Here is a 17089-nt window from a genome sequence, read left to right as displayed (position 1 = left end):
GACAGATGACCGTCCAGCCCGCACCGGCAGCACGGCCCTTCGGCACCGTCGGCACCGCGATGGTCACCCCCTTCAGCGAGGACGGTGAGAAGCTCGACCTGGAGGCGGCGCAGGCCGTCGCCGCGCACCTCGTCGCGCACGGCAACGACTGCCTCGTGCTCAACGGGACGACGGGCGAATCGCCCACCACGAGCGACGCCGAGAAGGTCGCGCTGGTCAGGGCCGTGCGCGAGGCCGTCGGCCCCGGGATCACGCTGCTCGCGGGCGTCGGCAGCAACGACACCCGCCACAGCATCGAGCTCGCCCGCGCCCACGCAGACCTCGACCTGCAGGGGGTGCTCGTCGTCACGCCCTACTACTCCAAGCCCTCCCAGGAAGGGATCATCGCGCACACCGAGCAGGTCGCCGACGCGACCGAGCTGCCGGTGCTGCTCTACGACATCCCCGGCCGCAGCGGCGTCCCGCTCGCGCACGAGACGCTCCTGCGCCTCGCCCAGCACGAGCGGATCCTCGCGGTCAAGGACGCCAAGGGCGACCTCCAGCAGGCCGCTCTGATCACCGCCCAGTCCGACCTCGTGTACTACTCGGGGGAGGACGCCCTGAACCTCGCCTGGCTCGCCGTCGGAGCGGCCGGCATCGTCTCGGTCGTCGGCCACGTCGCCGGTGATCTCGAGGCGCAGATGGTCGCCGCCGTCCAGGCCGGCGACCTCCCCGCTGCCCAGCAGCTCAACCGCCGCCTGGCCCCCGTGGTCGAGGCGGTCATGACCCGCATGCCCGGCGCGGTCGCCGCGAAGACGGCCCTGGTGCTCCAGGGCGTCCTCCCGCACGCGACCGTCCGCGGCCCCCTCGCCCCTGCGAGCGCACCCCAGATGGCCGAGCTCAGAGAATCGCTCGCCGCCGTCGAGGGGATCCCGCCGCTCGTCTGAACACCGGAAGGACCCATGACACTCACCACTCCCTTCAGCGAGCGGCTCCAGCAGCCCCGCAAGCCCTCCAAGGACACCCTGCGGATCATCCCGCTGGGCGGCCTCGGCGACGTGGGCCGCAACATGACCGTCTTCGACTACAACGGGCGTCTGCTCGTCGTCGACTGCGGCGTGCTGTTCCCCGAGGAGTCCCAGCCCGGCGTGGACCTGATCCTGCCGGACTTCCAGTACCTCGAGGACCGCCTCGACGACATCGCGGCGATCGTCCTCACCCACGGCCACGAGGACCACATCGGCGCCGTCCCCTACCTGCTGCGCCTGAAGCCCGACATCCCCGTCGTCGGCAGCCAGCTCACCCTCGCGTTCATCGAGGCCAAGCTGCGCGAGCACCGCATCAAGCCGTACACCCTCGCCGTCAAGGAGGGGGACAGCGAGAGCTTCGGCCCCTTCGACTGCGAGTTCGTCGCCGTCAACCACTCGATCCCCGACGCGCTCGCCGTGTACATCCAGACGCCCGCCGGGACCGTGCTGCACACCGGCGACTTCAAGATGGACCAGCTGCCGCTCGACGGCCGCATCACCGACCTGCGCGCCTTCGCGCGCCTGGGCGAGAAGGGCGTCGACCTGTTCATGGTCGACTCCACGAACGCCGGGGTCCCGGGCTTCACGACCGCCGAGCGGGAGATCGGCCCGGTCATCGACTCGATCTTCGCGCGCTCGCGCCAGAAGATCGTCGTGGCCTCGTTCTCGAGCCACGTCCACCGCGTCCAGCAGGTCCTCGACGCCGCCGCCAAGCACGGCCGCAAGGTCGCCTTCGTCGGCCGCTCGATGGTGCGCAACATGGGCATCGCCTCGGACATGGGCTACCTCGACGTGCCGCCGAACACCCTCGTGGACGTCAAGAAGATCGACTCCCTGCCCGACGAGAAGGTCGTGCTCATGTGCACCGGAAGCCAGGGCGAGCCGATGGCGGCGCTGGGCCGGATCGCGAACAGCGACCACCGCGTCTCGGTGGGCCCCGGGGACGTCGTGATCCTCGCGAGCTCCCTGATCCCCGGCAACGAGAACGCCGTCTTCCGGATCGTCAACGGCCTGATGGCCCTCGGCGCCGAGGTGGTCCACCAGGGCAGCGCCCGCGTGCACGTCTCCGGGCACGCGAGCTCCGGGGAGCTCCTGTACTGCTACAACATCGTGCGTCCGAAGAACGTGATGCCCGTGCACGGCGAGGTCCGCCACCTCATCGCCAACGGTCGCATCGCCGAGTCCTCGGGCGTGCCCGCCGACCACGTGGTCCTCGCGCACGACGGCTCCGTGGTCGACCTCAAGGACGGGCACGCGAAGGTCGTGGGCGAGATCCCCAACGGCTACGTGTACGTGGACGGATCCAGCATCGGCGAGATCTCCGAGGCGGACCTCAAGGATCGCCGCATCCTCGCCGATGAGGGCTTCATCTCCCTGTTCACCGTGGTCAGCTCCGAGACCGGCGAGATCCTCGCGGGCCCGGAGATCCACGCCCGCGGCGTCGCGGAGGACACGGCCGTCTTCGAGAAGATCCGGCCCGACATCGTCAAGGCCCTCGAGAAGGCCCTCGCCGAGCAGACCGGGAAGCGCGACACGCACCAGCTGCAGCAGGTCATGCGGCGCGTCGTGGGCCGTTACGTGGGCCAGCGCCTGCGCCGCCGCCCGATGATCATCCCGGTGGTCGTCGAGGCCTGATCAGGCCGGCGCACTCCGCGCCCGACGTCCCGGATCCCGCTCGCTCCGAGCGGGATCCGGGACGTCTCCGTGTCGCCGCACCCGGGTCCGACGGGGGCGAGAGGGTAGATTGGCCCCATGGCGACACGTACGTCTTCCCCCGCACGTGCGTCGAAGGGCTCGTCCCGGACCTCGTCCTCCCGCTCCTCGCAAGGAGCCGGCGCGGCCGCCCACGATCCGTCGACGCTCCCGCTCCCGGTGCGCGCAGTCCGCGCCGGGTACCTCGGCATCGCCCGCGCGATCGGCGGATTCATCCGCGCGATCGGCGTGGCCCGCTGGGAGGTCCCCTTCGACCAGCGCCGTGACGGCTATGCCCTGTTCCTGCTGCTGATCGCGGCCCTCGTGGCGACCCGCGAGTGGTTCCGCGCGCCCGGCGCGCTGTTCGACGGCGTGCACGCGGTGGTCGGCGGGACCTTCGGCATCGCCTCCGTCGCGGTCCCGCTGCTCGCGATCGGCTGGGCGCTGCGCATGTTCCGGCGCCCCGACTTCGTGCGCGCGAACACGCGCATCGCCCTGGGCGTCGCCCTGCTGATGGTCGCGTTCTCCGCGATCGCCTCGATCCACGCGCGCATGCCCGCTCCGTCCGACGGGATCGACGCGCTGGCCTCCGGCGGCGGAGTCCTCGGCTACCTGGGCGCCGCGCCCCTCGAGGCGCTCGTGCCGGCACCCGTGGTGATCGTCGTCTACGTCCTCGTGGCACTGTTCGCGGTGCTCGTGCTCACGGCCACGCCCCTCGAGGCGCTGCCCTCGCGGGTGCGCGGCGTCTACGCGACCCTCGTCGGCCACAGCGAGGAGGAGGACGCCGAGCGCGAGAGCTTCGGACTGCGCCCCCGCCGCTCCGCCGCGGCGCCCGCGGCGCCCGCGGCGACCGCGGCGACCGAGGAGCAGGCGGAGGCCGCGCCCAAGCCCCGTCGACGCCGCACCAAGAAGGAGATCGCCGAGGACGCCGAGCGCGACCACGACGAGTTCGGCTACGCGGGCGACGAGGGCTTCTCCGGCGCCGTGCAGGGAGACGAGGACGCCGCCGGCGGCCGACGCTCCCGCGGTGCCCGCACCCGCAAGGGCTCCCGCGCCGCGGACGGCGCCGAGGGCGATGACAGCACCGAGGTCTTCGACGTCGTCGCCGACGAGAACGCCCGCGCCAAAGGATTCCCCGGGAGGACCGCGACCCTCCCGGCCGGCGGCGCCGGGGCCGACGGGCGCACCGCGCCGATGCCGGCCTCCGGTGCGCGCGGCCAGAAGGGCGCACGCGGCCAGGACGCCCAGGGCGCGCAGGACGGCCGGGGCCCGCAGAGCCGTACGACCCCCGCGACGTCCGCAGCCTCGAAGGAGGCGCAGGAGGAGCGTCCCGAGATCATCCTCCCGCCCAGCGGCGACCTTCCGCGCGCAGGGGAGCAGCTCGAGCTCGCGGGAGACGTCGTCTACACCCTCCCGGACTCGTCCTTCCTGCTCGAGGGCCCGCCCGCGAAGTCCCGCTCCGAGGCCAACGACCGCGTGGTCGAGGCCCTCGGCGAGGTCTTCGCCCAGTTCAACGTCAACGCGGAGGTCGTCGGCTTCTCCCGCGGCCCGACGGTCACCCGCTACGAGGTCGAGCTCGCGCCCGGCACGAAGGTCGAGAAGGTCACCGCTCTCGACAAGAACATCTCCTATGCGGTCGCGAGCTCGGACGTGCGGATCCTCTCGCCGATCCCGGGCAAGAAGGCCATCGGCATCGAGATCCCGAACACCGACCGCGAGACCGTCGCCCTCGGCGACGTGCTGCGCAGCCCCGTCGCGACGCGCAACGAGCACCCGATGGTGATGGGCGTGGGCAAGGACGTCGAGGGCGGCTACGTCGTCGCGAACCTCGCGAAGATGCCGCACATGCTGGTCGCGGGCGCGACCGGCTCCGGCAAGTCGAGCCTCGTCAACGCGATGATCACCTCGATCCTCATGCGCGCCACCCCGGAGGAGGTGCGCATGGTGCTCGTGGACCCCAAGCGCGTGGAGCTCACGATCTACGAGGGCATCCCGCACCTCATCACGCCGATCATCACCAACCCGAAGAAGGCCGCCGAGGCCCTCGAGTGGGTCGTCAAGGAGATGGACGCCCGCTACGACGACCTCGCGACCTTCGGCTTCAAGCACATCGACGACTTCAACAAGGCCGTGCGCGCCGGGGAGGTCGAGGTGCCCGCGGGCAGCGAGCGACGCCTCTCCCCGTACCCGTACCTGCTGGTCGTCGTCGACGAGCTCGCGGACCTGATGATGGTCGCCCCGCGCGACGTCGAGGCCTCGATCCAGCGCATCACCCAGCTCGCGCGCGCCGCCGGCATCCACCTGGTGCTCGCGACCCAGCGCCCGAGCGTCGACGTGGTCACCGGCATCATCAAGGCGAACGTGCCCAGCCGCCTGGCCTTCTCCACGTCCTCCCTGCAGGACTCCCGCGTGATCCTGGATTCGCCCGGGGCCGAGAAGCTCATCGGCCAGGGCGACGCCCTGTTCCACCCGATGGGCAAGGCCAAGGCCATGCGCGCCCAGGTCGCCTGGGTCAACGAGTCGGAGATCCACAAGGTCGTCGACCACGTCAAGAAGCAGATGAAGCCCCACTACCGCGAGGACGTCACCGTCGCCGCGGCCAAGAAGCAGATCGACGACGACATCGGCGACGATCTCGAGGTGCTGCTGCAGGCCGCCGAGCTCGTGGTGACCACGCAGTTCGGCTCGACCTCAATGCTGCAGCGCAAGCTGCGCGTCGGCTTCGCCAAGGCCGGGCGCCTCATGGACCTGCTCGAGTCCCGCGAGATCGTCGGCCCGTCGATCGGCTCGAAGTCCCGCGACGTGCTCGTCGGCCCCGACGACCTCGCCGGCGCGATCGCCCGCATCAAGGGCGAGGACGACACCGGGTCCGCGGGCCGCGCCCCCTCGGACTCCGACGCCCCCTTCGACTCCAGCACCGACGTGGGCGACGAGGCCGGGTACTCCGGCGATGAGTACGACGGCGCCGGCTACGGCGCGGCCGACGAGGGCGACGACGGCTTCGGGGACGCTCCCGCGCGCCCCGGCGGGCCCGCCGCCGCCGGCTCGGCGCAGGGCGGCGCCCCTGACCGCTACGGCCAGGACCCGCTCGCCCACGACGCGGGCGACGTCGCGACCGACTACTACGACGACTACGACTCCGCGGAGGGAGAGAGCGAGGACGCCTGGCAGCTCACCGGCAGGTGAGCCGTCGGCGCCCGAGCGATCGACACCGCGAGTCCCGACCGGGCGTCACCGACGCCGACCGAGGAGCAGGCATGAACGCCCCGCAGACCCACCCGGACGCCCCGCCCGTCCCGCTGTGGAACATCGCGAACATCCTCACGATGATCCGCTGCGTGATGGTGCCGGTGTTCATCGTCGTCGCCGCCTTCTACCCGGACGTCATCTCCGGCCGCCTCGTGATCACGGCGATCTTCGTGGTCGCGATGATCACGGACTTCCTCGACGGGCACCTCGCCCGCAGCCGGAACCTCATCACCGACTTCGGGAAGATCGTCGACCCGATCGCGGACAAGGCCATGACCGGCGCCGCGTTCGTCATGCTCTCGGTCTGGGAGTACATCCCCTGGTGGATGACGATCCTGATCCTGCTGCGCGAGTTCGGCATCACGATCATGCGCTTCACGATCCTGAAGTACGGGGCGCTGCCGGCGAACCTCGCGGGCAAGACGAAGACGATGATGCAGACGATCGCGATCACCTTCTGCCTGCTGCCCTTCGAGCTCTGGTGGGGTCCTGCGCGTTGGATCGGAGTCGCCCTGGTGGTGATCGCCCTGGTCCTCACCGTCTACTCGGGCCTGGTGAACCTCAAGGACGGCCTGCGGCTGCGCCGCGAGGCCCTCTCCTCGACCTCCCGCCGATGAGCGGGTCCCCGGACACCGCCCGGGCCGTGATCGCTCTCGCGACCGAGGCCGGGCTGCAGCTCGCGACCGCGGAGTCGCTCACCGCCGGGGCGGTCGTCGCGCGCCTCGTGGACGTGCCCGGCGCGAGCGCGTGCGTCGCCGGGGGAGCGGCCTGCTACAGCTACGGGGCCAAGCACCGCGTGCTGGGGGTCGACGACGCCGAGCTCGAGCGCACCGGCGCCGTCACGGTGGAGGTCGCCCGGGCCATGGCGCGCGGCGCGCTCGCCCTCTACGACGCCGATCTCGCCGTGTCGACCACAGGGGTCGCCGGTCCGGGGGCCGACGACCGCGGCGTCCCCGCGGGGACCGTCCACCTCGCCGTCGCGGTCCGCCACGGCGCGGAGCGCGGTGCCCGGGAGCCCCGGATCGCCCTCGAGCGTGAGCTGCATCTCGCCGGATCCCGCGCCGGGATCCGCGAGGAGAGCGTCGCCGTCGCGCTCGACCTGCTGCGCACCGAGCTCGAACGGATGGCGCAGGCCCCCTTCTGACCTCCGGCGATGCGCCGCCGGTGCGCCCGGAACGCAGCCGTCGGCCCGTCCGCACAGCGTCATGAGGGGCAACGCACTGGGTTCTCCGAGGGAGCCGACCGTAGGATCGGGAACACCCGGAGCGGTCGGGACGTTGCACTCACCGTGATGAGCACGATGAATCCCACCCGCGCACGGCGCCCCGGACACCCGGCGCCCGCTCGCGCGACCACCCGTCCCGGGACCCTGCGCGCGGGAGCGCAGCTCCCCGCCGGGGCGCTCCGCACCCCCCGTGGGGACACGCACGCACACGCGGAGGCGGCCACCGCCGCTCCCGCGCACACGAAGGGAGGCCGACCCGTGATCCTCTTCCGCCAGGAGCTCGGCGACGTCCTGCGCGAGACCCGGCGCTCCCAGGGTCGAACCCTCCGGCAGGTCTCCTCGGACGCCCGCGTCTCGCTGGGCTACCTCAGCGAGATCGAGCGCGGCCAGAAGGAGGCCTCGAGCGAGCTGCTCTCCTCGGTCACCGAGGCGCTCGGCATGCCCCTCTCCTTCGTCCTGCGCGAGGTCTCCGACCGCATCGCAGTGGCCGAGGGCATGAGCATCCCCGACACCATCCCCGAGGGTCTGGCCGACGGCACCGAGAGCCTCGTCGGCGCCGCCTGACGTGCGCCGCAGCGAGTACACGCAGCTGGCGGACCACGTCTTCGGCCGCACTCTCGCGACCACGTACACGCAGGAGATCGCCCTCGCGAGGCTCGGTCACCGCACCCCCGCCCAGGCGATCGCCCAGGGCGAGGACGTGCGCGCGGTCTGGACCGCCCTGTGCGACGAGATGGACGTCCCGGAGTCGCGGCGCTGGGAGATCCCTCCCGAGCTGCGGCATCGCTGAGCGGCCGGGCGACACCTGAGCAGCATGCGAGCACCACTCCCACGCGGCGCGCCGGATCACCGGCGCGCCGCGTGTCGCATGCGTGCGTTCGAACATCTGTTCGGGTATCGTGGTGCCCGACGACCGGTTCCGCACAGGACCGATCCGCCCTCCCTCACGGGTCCTCCCCAGGGGCCCTCCATCCACAGGCGGGGCGGGATCCTCCCGGATGTCCGACCGTCGACCTAGTGTGGCCGCACGGCACGCATCCGCCGGTCGCACCGGCTCCCCGGAAGGAACACAACATGCCCGCAGCGAAGTCCAGCTCCGCACCCAAGGACCGCGCGTCCAAGGACCGAGCGTCCTCCCTCGACAACGCCCTCGCCCAGATCGACCGCCAGTTCGGCAAGGGCTCGATCATGCGCCTCGGCGATGACACCCGCCCTCCGGTCGAGGTCATCCCCACCGGCTCGGTCGCCCTCGACGCCGCCCTCGGCATCGGCGGCCTGCCCCGCGGGCGCATCGTGGAGATCTACGGCCCGGAGTCCTCGGGCAAGACCACGGTGGCCCTGCACGCGGTCGCCAACGCCCAGCGCAACGGCGGCATCGCCGCCTTCATCGACGCAGAGCACGCCCTGGATCCCGAGTACGCGAAGAAGCTCGGCGTGGACACCGACGCCCTGCTGGTCTCCCAGCCGGACACCGGCGAGCAGGCCCTCGAGATCGCCGACATGCTGATCCGCTCCGGCGCCCTGGACGTGGTGGTCGTCGACTCCGTCGCCGCGCTCGTGCCCAAGGCGGAGATCGAGGGTGAGATGGGCGACTCCCACGTCGGCCTGCAGGCGCGCCTCATGTCCCAGGCGCTGCGCAAGCTCACCGGTGCGCTGTCCTCCTCGGGCACCACCGCGATCTTCATCAACCAGCTGCGCGAGAAGATCGGCGTGTTCTTCGGCAGCCCGGAGACCACCACGGGCGGCAAGGCCCTGAAGTTCTACGCCTCCGTGCGCATGGACATCCGCCGCATCGAGACCCTCAAGACCGGTCAGGACTCCGTGGGCAACCGCACCCGCGTCAAGGTCGTGAAGAACAAGATGGCCCCGCCCTTCAAACAGGCCGAGTTCGACATCCTCTACGGCGAGGGCATCTCCCGCGAGGGCGGTCTCATCGACATGGGCGTGGAGAACGGCATCGTGCGCAAGTCCGGGGCCTGGTTCACCTACGAGGGCGACCAGCTGGGTCAGGGCAAGGAGAACGCCCGGCAGTTCCTCAAGGACAACCCGGACCTCGCCGCCGAGATCGAGCAGAAGATCCTGCAGACCCTCGGTGTGGGCGAGTACGCCGTGAAGGAGGAGGCTCCGGCCGAGGCCGCGAGCGAGTCCTTCGATGCCGGCGAGTTCCTCGACGAGGACGTCCCGGCGACCATCTGATCCGGTCCTCCGGATCGGTCGCTCATGATCGGAACGGAATCCGACTCAGCGCGCGGCGGCATGCATCCCATGCCGCCGCGCGCTCTCGTCCCCAGGACTCCTGAGCCATGACACCGACGCACTCCTCATCCTCGCGGCGCGCGCCCGTGCATCGCGATCTCGCCGCGCGCACCGACGAGATCCTCTCCCACGCACCCGCCGAGCCCACGGAGGCCGAGCGCGAGCGCGAGAAGCAGATCGTCTCCCAGTGCCGCTACCTCATGCGCCTTCTCGCCACGAGACGCCGCAGCGCCGGGGAGATGTCCGCGCGACTGCGCGAGCGCGAGGTCCCGGCCGATGTGGCCCACGAGGTCATGCAGCGGATCGCCCGCGCGGACCTCATCGACGACGCGGCCTTCGCCCGCGACTGGGTGGCCCAGCGCCGGGAGCTCCGCGGCCTCGCGGACGAGGCCCTGCGGCGCGAGCTCGAGGCGAAGGGCGTCGCGGACGCCGACATCGACTCGGCACTGGTGGCGCAGGCTGGCACGCCGCAGCATGCGGAGCTCGAGGAGGAGGAGCGGTGCCGCGAGCTCGTGCGCGGCCGCATCGCACCGGAGAGCCGCCGCACCGACATGGAGGACCGGGCCCAGCGGGCCCGTATGGCCCGCCGTCTCGAGGGATACCTGCGCCGCCGCGGCTATGACGGCGCACTCATCCGGCGGGTGGTCTCGAGCGAGCTGCTCGCCGCCACCGGACGCTGACGGCGCTGACGGCGCTGCGGCGGGGCGTCACTCCTCCACGAGCGTCGCCGTGCGCGCCACGCGGGCGCCCCTCCGCTGCAGACGGCCATGGCGCTGTACCCACACCGCCAGGCGCGAGAGCAGCACGTTGAGGGTCACGAACACGGCGGCGCCCACGGCCAGCAGCGGGAGCAGGTAGTCGGCATTGGTGAGGGCGTCGGCGACCCGGCTGATCTGCCGCAGCAGCTCCGCGTAGCCCACGATGTACCCGAGCGAGGAGTCCTTGATGAGGACGACGCCCTGGGCGATGAGCGAGGGGAGCATCATGCGCACCGACTGCGGCAACTGGATCGTGCGGTAGATCAGGCCGCTGCGCATCCCCAGCGAGTACGCGGCCTCGGTCTGGCCGGCAGGCAGCGCGCTGATCCCCGCGCGCAGGATCTCCGCGAAGACCGCCGCGTTGTAGACGACGAGGCCGAAGACCACGGCGACCAGGGGCGAAGCACCGGGAAGCACCAGGATCCCGAACAGCATGACGAGCACGACGGGCAGCGCGCGGAAGACCTCGATCACCGCCGAGGCGAGCCACCGCAGACCTCGCCACGGCGCCGAGCGGAGCGAGACCAGGAGGATCGCGAGGATCATCGCGAGCGGCAGGGAGATCACCGCGGCCAGCATTGTGTTGAGGAGCCCTCGGAACACGGCCGACCAGATGTCCTGCACCTGGTAGCCGGCGAAGTTCGGGGGCGCCTCGAAGAGGATCCTCCAGCGGTCGTCGAACACGCCGTTGGAGGCGAGACGCCACCCCAGCACCGCCAGGACGATGATCACGACCGCGCCGACCACCCAGCTCACGCGGCGTTCGCGCCGCTTCTCGTCGGGCCCGGGGACGTCGTACAGGACAGGACCGCTGCTCATCGTGCGAACGCCGCCTTCCGTTCGAGGGCCGCCGCGAGACGGCCGAGCGGGATGCAGATGATCAGGTAGCACAGCGCGATGCCCACGAGGATCGCGATGACGTCCGAGGAGTGCGCGTTCGTCAGCCGCTTCGAGAGCGCGAACAGCTCGAGCACGCTGAACGCACCTGCGACCGACGTGTTCTTCACGAGGGCGATGAGCACGCTGATCAGCGGCGGGATCGCCGTGCGGAAGGCCTGGGGGAGCACCACGATCGCGAGGTTCTGGCCGAACGACATGCCCAGCGACCGCGCCGCCTCCGCCTGGCCCACCGCCACCGAGTTGATGCCGGAGCGCACCGCCTCCGCCACGAACGCCGAGGTGTAGCAGGTCAGCGCGATCACCGCCGCCACCTTGTAGGCGAAGGTGAACCCCATCGAGGGAGTCACGAACACGAAGAAGAAGAACACGATCGTGAGCGGGGTGTTGCGCAGGAACTCGGTGTACACCGTCGCCACGGTGCGCAGCGGCATGTAGGGGGAGACCCGCATGGCGGCGAGCAGCGTCCCCAGCAGCAGTGCGAGCACTCCGGCGGTGACGGCGAGGAAGAGGGTGGTGGTGAACGCGTCCCAGACGGCGGCGCGCGAGGCGAGGAGGCTTCCCATGGGCGGCGGCTCGGCGGCGGGCGCTCAGTAGCGGTCGATCTTGGGCGGGTCCGGGGTGGGCAGGACCTGCCCGGCCGTGGACTTCCAGGCCTCCGCCCAGCTGCCGTCGTCGTAGGCCTTCTGGAGGGTGTCGTTGATGAACTCGCGGAAGTCGTCGTCGCCCTTCTTCAGACCGATCCCGTAGGGCTCCTTCGTGAAGGTCTTGCCGTCGTCGACCATCTGCAGCTTGTCCTTGTCCGCGGCGACGAAGCCGGCCAGGATCACGTTGTCGGTGGTGACCGTGTCGGCCTGACCGTTGTCCAGGGCGGTGACGCACTTGGAGTAGGTGTCGAAGGTGACGAGCTTGGCGTCGGGGTAGTTCTCGTCGATGTTCTGCGCGGGGGTCGAGCCCTCGACCGAACAGACGTTCTTGTCCTTGAGATCGTCCGGTCCCGTGATCGCGTCGTCGCCCTTCTTCACCATGAGCGCCTGTCCGGCGGTGTAGTACGGGCCCGCGAAGTCGACGACCTTCTTGCGCTCGTCGTTGATCGTGTAGGTCGCGACCACGATGTCGACCTGGCCGTTCTGGATGAACGGCTCGCGGTTCGCCGAGACTGTCTCGGTCCACTCGATCTTGTCGGCCTTGATGCCCAGGGCCGCGGCGATCATCTTCGCGATCTCGACGTCGAAGCCGGTGGGCTTGCCATCCGGCCCCGCCTGGCCGAACAGCGGCTGGTCGAACTTGGTGCCGACGGTGATCTTCCCGGCGTCGGCGAGCTTCGCCATCGTCGAGCCCTCCTCGAAGCTCGAGGAGTCGACATCGGCGACGTCGTCGGAGGCGTCGTCGCCCCCGCCGCACGCGGCGAGGGTGAGCGCCGCGGCGGCGCCGACCGTGCCGGTGAGGAAGACGCGCCGGCTGAGGGCTCCCGGGCGCAGGGAGAGACCGGTGAGACCGGTGCGGTCGGCGGGGCCGGTGGGGGAGGACCGGTGCTCGGTGGGGACGTGATCGGGACGCTGGCGTGACATGGCGGGCTCCTTCGGTGCCTCGGGTGCCGGGCGGCTCTGCGCGGCGGTCAGTGGTGGAGGATCTTGGACAGGAAGTCCTTCGCGCGCTCGGACTCGGGCGCGGTGAAGAACCGGTCGGGCGGGGCGACCTCGAGGATCCGCCCTGCGTCCATGAACACGACCCTGTCGGCCGTGCGGCGTGCGAAGCCCATCTCGTGGGTGACCACGATCATCGTCATCCCCTCGCGCGCGAGGTCGGTCATCACCTCGATGACCTCGTTGATCATCTCGGGGTCGAGGGCCGACGTGGGCTCGTCGAACAGCATGAGCTTGGGCTGCATCGCCAGGGAGCGGGCGATCGCGACCCGCTGCTGCTGCCCGCCCGAGAGCTGCGCGGGCAGCTTCTGCGCCTGGTCGGCCACGCCCACCCTCTCGAGCAGGCTCATGCCGAGCGCCTCGGCCTCGCGGCGCGGCAGCCTCTTGACCTTGATGGGGGCGACGGTGACGTTGTCCAGCACGCTCTTGTGCGCGAAGAGGTTGAACGATTGGAAGACCATGCCGACCTCCGCCCGCAGCCGCGCGAGGCCGGGCCCGGAGGCGGGGAGCGGACTGCCGTCGATCGTGATGTCGCCGGAGTCGATGGTCTCCAGACGGTTGATCGTGCGGCACAGCGTCGACTTCCCCGACCCCGAGGGGCCCAGCACCACGACCACCTCGCCCGCGTCGACCTCGAGATCGATGTCCCGGAGCACGTGGAGATCCCCGAAATGCTTCTGCACCTCTCGCATCGTCACGAGAGGAGGGGCCGTCCCGGACTCGCTCCGGGACGCAGATGTGGTCTGGGTCATGGCGTGACCGTACGCTCTCCCGGCCGCGCGCATCCTCGCTCGAGCCGGTCCGTTACCCCATGGTGACCTTCGCGGAGCCCTCGTGGACGGGCTGCACCCTGGTCGCATCATGACTTCCGTGCTCGCCCCGCAGAACGACGACGCCGCCTCCGCCGCCCGCGCTCACACGGGTCAGCGCGCCCCGACGCTCCCGCGACCTGCCAGGGCGCGGCGGGCCCATGCCGGATCGTCGCTCGTGACCGTGTCGACGCCGAGCTCGACCGCGCGGTGCAGGGGCGCCTCGTCGTTGATGGTCCAGGCGTTCACGAGGTGCCCGGCCTCATGGGCACGGGCGACGTCGGCGTCGGGCAGCTTCGACATCTGCAGGCTGACCGCCTCGGTCCGGAGCTCCGCGGCGAGCGCCCAGAAGTCCTCGTCGGCGACGTGCGTGACCGCCGAGAGCGGGATCTGCGGCGCCACCGCGCGGGCGGCGCGCAGCGCCTCGGGCTTGAAGGAGATGATCCAGGCGGGGGCCACCCCGTCGGCGCTCTGGTCCAGGTCCCGGTCGACGAGCAGCTGCGCGGTCTGCTCGGCCGCCGCGACGGCCTTGACCTCGACGTAGATCGGGACGCCCGCACCCTGGGCGATGTCGAGGACGGCCTCGAGCGAGGGGACGCGCTCGCCGTCCGGCAGCAGCACGGTGTCGAGCTCGGCGCGGGTGAGGTCCGCGAGGGACCCGCTGCGCAGCGGCGAGTCCTCGGCGGCGGTGCGGTCGATCGTGGTGTCGTGCATGATCACGAGCTGCCCGTCGGCGCTCAGGTGCACATCGCACTCGAGCAGGTCCGCGCCCGCGTCGACGCCCGCGCGGAAGGCGCGCAGCGTGTTCTCGGGTGCGAGCCTCGCGGCACCGCGGTGTCCTACGATCTTCGGCTGCATCAGCCGATCACCTCCTGCAGGTCGTCATGGTTCTCGTCGAGGATCTTCTGGACGGCCTCGGCGATCGGCACGAGCCCGGTGTTCGGGCACGGACATCAGAGCGGTCGGAACCCGATGCCGGGGCGCTCGCGACGGGTCGTCGGGGTGGGGCGGGGCGGGCTCAGGCGTCGAGCTCGTCGACTTCCGCGCCCAGGCGCTCCTCGAGCTCGTGGAAGAACGCGATGACGGTACGCAGCCCGCACTCGATCGCACGGTCGATCTGCTGATCGGAGGCGCCCGAGCTGAAGTCTGAGGTGACCTCGCCGTACAGCCCCAGCAGGCCCTCGGACTCGCGTCGCACGTACACCTTCGGCCAGACGCGGCTCATGTTCCACTCGTTGCAGAGCTTGAGCATCTCGGGCTTGTGGGCGCGCGAGACGGAGCGGTTCCAGCGGCCGCGGATCTGCAGCACGCTCCCGGCCTCGCCGGTGAGCATGAACTGGAAGCGGTAGTCGTCGAACCGTGCGCGCAGCACCTCGGGATGATCGGTGTCCTCCACGAAGGCATAGCCGTGGCCGGACAGCGCCGCCTCGACGCGGTCGGTGCTGATCGGGTCCAGACCCTCCATCGACGCGGTGGCGGAGGAGGCCTGCTGCTGTGTCACCTGGAACCTCGTGGACGTAGGGGCGATCGGGACGCGCCCCACACTAGCCCCTTGCGCGCGCGAGGGCACCGCCGGGGTCGTCCACGGCACTCCGGGTACAGTGCGCAGCATGCCCGCGCCCGCCCCGCACCCTCCGATCCTGGCGATCGTCGGCGCGACCGCCACGGGCAAGTCCGATCTGGCGCTCGACCTCGCCGAGAGCCTGGACGGCGAGATCGTCAACGCGGACGCGCTGCAGCTCTACCGCGGGATGGACATCGGCACCGCGAAGGTCGGCGCCGCCGAGCGCGAGCGCGTCCCGCACCATCTGCTGGACGTGCTCGACGTGACCCAGGAGGCCAGCGTCTCCGCCTACCAGCGCGAGGCCCGCGCGGCGATCGCGGCGATCCGCGCCCGCGGGCACGTGCCCGTCGTCGTCGGCGGGTCCGGGCTGTACGTGCGCGCCCTGCTCGACGACATCCGCTTCCCGCCCACGGACCCCGAGGTCCGCGACCGTCTGGAGCGCCGCGCGGAGAGCGAGGGCGTCGACTCGCTGCGCGCCGAGCTCGAGCGCACCGATCCCGAGGCCGCCGCGGCGATCGGCGCGCACGACGTGCGGCGCATCGTGCGCGCTCTCGAGGTCGGCGAGATCACCGGTGGCTCCTTCCGCGCCTTCCTCCCGCGGCGTGAGTACCTGGACCCCGCGACGCTGCAGATCGGTCTGCACCGCGAGCGCGAGGAGCTGCGTGAGCGGGTCGCCGTGCGCGTGGACCGGATGGTCGAGCAGGGGCTGCTCGACGAGGTCCGCGCCCTGCGCGCGCAGGGGCTCGACGAGGGCGCGACCGCGCGCCGCGCGATCGGGTACGAGCAGGCGCTCGCCGTCCTCGACAGCGCCATGACGTGCCGCGAGGCGATCGACGCGACGGTCGCGGGGACCCGGCGCCTGGTGCGCAAGCAGGACACCTGGTTCCGGCGCGACGAGCGCGTGGCCTGGCTGCCGGCGTCCTGCGACGACCTCCTCGCACGTGCGCTGGACCTCGTCGCCGCGCATCGCGCGGGGGTGCGCGCGTAGGCTTCCCGGCATGCCGACACACCGTGACGAGTCCTCCGCGGCCACCGCCGCCGCGCCCCTCGCGCTGCGCTTCACCAAGGGGCACGGCACCCGCAACGACTTCGTGGTCCTCGACGACCCGGAGGGCGCCCTCGCGCTCGACGCGTCCGTGGTCGCAGCGCTCGCGGACCGCCGCGGCGGCATCGGCGGCGATGGTGTGATCCGCGTGGTGCGCACCCGCGCCGCCGGCATCGAGGCCCCCGCCGACGCCCCCGAATGGTTCATGGACTACCGCAACGCCGACGGCTCGATCGCCGAGATGTGCGGGAACGGCGTGCGCGTGTTCGCGGCCTTCCTCTCGCGCGCAGGGCGTCTGCCCGAGGGCGACGCGCCCCTGGACATCTGGACCCGCGCCGGCGTGCGCCGCCTCGAGGTCCTCGCGGATCCGCCGGCCCCCGGCGACCCCTGGCAGGTGCGCGTGGGCATGGGCCCTGCGCGCGTGTCCGACGGGCCCGTCCGCACGGTGCGCATCGCCGGGCGCGAGCTCCCCGCCTGGGACGCGGACATGGGCAATCCCCACGCGGTCGTCGAGCTGCCCGAGGACCTGGTGCTCGAGGACCTCGATCTGACCGTCCGCCCGGGCCTCGACCCCGAGCCCGAGCACGGGGCGAACATCGAGTTCGTCGTCCGCCGCGGCCCCGCGCACGTGGCGATGCGCGTCTTCGAGCGGGGCGTCGGCGAGACCCAGTCCTGCGGGACGGGCGCGACGGCCGTCGGCGTGGTCTCGGCCCTGTGGGCCGGGGACGACGGCAGCGGTCCCTGGAGGGTTGACGTGCCCGGCGGGACCCTCGAGGTCGCCCGTGCCGAGGACGGCCAGGTCACCCTCGCCGGCCCCGCGCAGCTCGTGGCGGACGGGGAGACGGCGCTCCCGCACGCCTGATCGGTCCGGAGGAGACGATCGGCCGATCGGCCGATCGGCCCCGCACGATCGCCCCGCATGATCGGCTCCCACACGAGCG

17 protein-coding genes are annotated in these 17089 nt (G+C 71.6%); 11 read left to right on the top strand and 6 right to left on the bottom strand.

Annotation, left to right across the window (positions count from 1 at the left end; all coding sequences use genetic code 11):
* Positions 1–5: 5 nt before the first annotated feature.
* The 9 genes from dapA (at position 6) to M4486_RS08325 (ending at position 10109) form a co-directional block, all read left to right on the top strand.
* The gene (dapA, locus tag M4486_RS08365; protein ID WP_249480713.1) at positions 6–926 is read left to right on the top strand and encodes a 4-hydroxy-tetrahydrodipicolinate synthase; all 921 of its coding nucleotides are present in this window, start codon (positions 6–8) and stop codon (positions 924–926) included.
* Between the two features lie 15 nt (positions 927–941).
* Positions 942–2642: a ribonuclease J gene (locus M4486_RS08360; protein WP_249480712.1), complete on the top strand. Its 1701-nt coding sequence runs from the start codon at positions 942–944 to the stop codon at positions 2640–2642.
* Between the two features lie 237 nt (positions 2643–2879).
* Entirely contained in the window at positions 2880–5885 is a 3006-nt protein-coding gene (locus tag M4486_RS08355) for an FtsK/SpoIIIE family DNA translocase (RefSeq protein WP_429798341.1), read from the top strand.
* A 71-nt stretch (positions 5886–5956) separates the two neighbouring features.
* On the top strand, positions 5957–6565 hold the full coding sequence (pgsA, locus tag M4486_RS08350; protein WP_249480710.1) for a CDP-diacylglycerol--glycerol-3-phosphate 3-phosphatidyltransferase: 609 nt from the start codon (positions 5957–5959) through the stop codon (positions 6563–6565).
* Positions 6562–7092, top strand: coding sequence for a CinA family protein (locus tag M4486_RS08345; RefSeq protein WP_249480709.1), 531 nt, complete (start codon positions 6562–6564; stop codon positions 7090–7092). Before pgsA ends, M4486_RS08345 begins: the two co-directional genes overlap by 4 nt.
* Positions 7093–7431: 339 nt before the next feature.
* A complete protein-coding gene (locus M4486_RS08340) occupies positions 7432–7737 on the top strand; it encodes a helix-turn-helix domain-containing protein (RefSeq protein WP_152353562.1) in 306 nt (101 codons plus the stop codon).
* A 1-nt stretch (position 7738) separates the two neighbouring features.
* On the top strand, positions 7739–7963 hold the full coding sequence (locus tag M4486_RS08335) for a DUF3046 domain-containing protein (protein ID WP_249480708.1): 225 nt from the start codon (positions 7739–7741) through the stop codon (positions 7961–7963).
* Between the two features lie 284 nt (positions 7964–8247).
* Positions 8248–9369: a recombinase RecA gene (gene recA / locus M4486_RS08330; RefSeq protein ID WP_249480707.1), complete on the top strand. Its 1122-nt coding sequence runs from the start codon at positions 8248–8250 to the stop codon at positions 9367–9369.
* 107 nt (positions 9370–9476) lie between these two features.
* On the top strand, positions 9477–10109 hold the full coding sequence (locus M4486_RS08325) for a regulatory protein RecX (protein WP_249480706.1): 633 nt from the start codon (positions 9477–9479) through the stop codon (positions 10107–10109).
* A 27-nt stretch (positions 10110–10136) separates the two neighbouring features.
* Here the strand turns inward: M4486_RS08325 and M4486_RS08320 are convergent, their stop codons facing one another.
* From M4486_RS08320 to M4486_RS08295, 6 genes are all read right to left on the bottom strand, one after another.
* Complete coding sequence (locus tag M4486_RS08320; protein WP_249480705.1) at positions 10137–11006, bottom strand: amino acid ABC transporter permease; 870 nt, start codon at positions 11004–11006, stop codon at positions 10137–10139.
* A complete protein-coding gene (locus M4486_RS08315; RefSeq protein WP_249480704.1) occupies positions 11003–11650 on the bottom strand; it encodes an amino acid ABC transporter permease in 648 nt (215 codons plus the stop codon). Before M4486_RS08315 ends, M4486_RS08320 begins: the two co-directional genes overlap by 4 nt.
* Before the next feature lie 24 nt (positions 11651–11674).
* Entirely contained in the window at positions 11675–12655 is a 981-nt protein-coding gene (locus tag M4486_RS08310; RefSeq protein ID WP_249480703.1) for a glutamate ABC transporter substrate-binding protein, read from the bottom strand.
* Between the two features lie 47 nt (positions 12656–12702).
* Positions 12703–13422, bottom strand: a complete 720-nt coding sequence (locus M4486_RS08305; protein WP_429798340.1) for an amino acid ABC transporter ATP-binding protein — start codon at positions 13420–13422, stop codon at positions 12703–12705.
* Positions 13423–13653: 231 nt separating this feature from the next.
* The gene (locus tag M4486_RS08300) at positions 13654–14397 is read right to left on the bottom strand and encodes a glycerophosphodiester phosphodiesterase (RefSeq protein WP_249480701.1); all 744 of its coding nucleotides are present in this window, start codon (positions 14395–14397) and stop codon (positions 13654–13656) included.
* 160 nt (positions 14398–14557) lie between these two features.
* A complete protein-coding gene (locus M4486_RS08295; protein ID WP_249480700.1) occupies positions 14558–15040 on the bottom strand; it encodes a type III secretion system chaperone family protein in 483 nt (160 codons plus the stop codon).
* 109 nt (positions 15041–15149) lie between these two features.
* On the opposite strand from M4486_RS08295, the gene miaA reads away from it, so the two are divergent.
* Both miaA and dapF read left to right on the top strand, forming a co-directional pair.
* Positions 15150–16091 carry a tRNA (adenosine(37)-N6)-dimethylallyltransferase MiaA gene (gene miaA / locus M4486_RS08290; protein ID WP_249480699.1) on the top strand — a complete coding sequence of 314 codons (942 nt, stop codon included), beginning with the start codon at positions 15150–15152 and terminating at the stop codon, positions 16089–16091.
* Positions 16092–16101: 10 nt separating this feature from the next.
* Positions 16102–17010, top strand: coding sequence for a diaminopimelate epimerase (dapF, locus tag M4486_RS08285; RefSeq protein ID WP_249480698.1), 909 nt, complete (start codon positions 16102–16104; stop codon positions 17008–17010).
* The last annotated feature ends 79 nt before the right edge of the window (positions 17011–17089 follow it).

This window comes from Brachybacterium kimchii (assembly GCF_023373525.1).
Taxonomy (GTDB): domain Bacteria; phylum Actinomycetota; class Actinomycetes; order Actinomycetales; family Dermabacteraceae; genus Brachybacterium; species Brachybacterium kimchii.
The sequence above is the reverse complement of the archived record's forward strand: the minus strand, read 5'-3'. Positions and strand labels throughout refer to the sequence as shown.

Coding starts and splice junctions, on each gene's coding strand:
- dapA (WP_249480713.1), top strand. CDS start 6: ATGACCGTCCAGCCCGCACCGGCAGCACGGCCCTTCGGCACCGTCGGC.
- M4486_RS08360 (WP_249480712.1), top strand. CDS start 942: ATGACACTCACCACTCCCTTCAGCGAGCGGCTCCAGCAGCCCCGCAAG.
- pgsA (WP_249480710.1), top strand. CDS start 5,957: ATGAACGCCCCGCAGACCCACCCGGACGCCCCGCCCGTCCCGCTGTGG.
- M4486_RS08345 (WP_249480709.1), top strand. CDS start 6,562: ATGAGCGGGTCCCCGGACACCGCCCGGGCCGTGATCGCTCTCGCGACC.
- recA (WP_249480707.1), top strand. CDS start 8,248: ATGCCCGCAGCGAAGTCCAGCTCCGCACCCAAGGACCGCGCGTCCAAG.
- M4486_RS08325 (WP_249480706.1), top strand. CDS start 9,477: ATGACACCGACGCACTCCTCATCCTCGCGGCGCGCGCCCGTGCATCGC.
- M4486_RS08320 (WP_249480705.1), bottom strand. CDS start 11,006: ATGAGCAGCGGTCCTGTCCTGTACGACGTCCCCGGGCCCGACGAGAAG.
- M4486_RS08315 (WP_249480704.1), bottom strand. CDS start 11,650: ATGGGAAGCCTCCTCGCCTCGCGCGCCGCCGTCTGGGACGCGTTCACC.
- M4486_RS08310 (WP_249480703.1), bottom strand. CDS start 12,655: ATGTCACGCCAGCGTCCCGATCACGTCCCCACCGAGCACCGGTCCTCC.
- M4486_RS08305 (WP_429798340.1), bottom strand. CDS start 13,422: ATGCGAGAGGTGCAGAAGCATTTCGGGGATCTCCACGTGCTCCGGGAC.
- M4486_RS08300 (WP_249480701.1), bottom strand. CDS start 14,397: ATGCAGCCGAAGATCGTAGGACACCGCGGTGCCGCGAGGCTCGCACCC.
- miaA (WP_249480699.1), top strand. CDS start 15,150: ATGCCCGCGCCCGCCCCGCACCCTCCGATCCTGGCGATCGTCGGCGCG.
- dapF (WP_249480698.1), top strand. CDS start 16,102: ATGCCGACACACCGTGACGAGTCCTCCGCGGCCACCGCCGCCGCGCCC.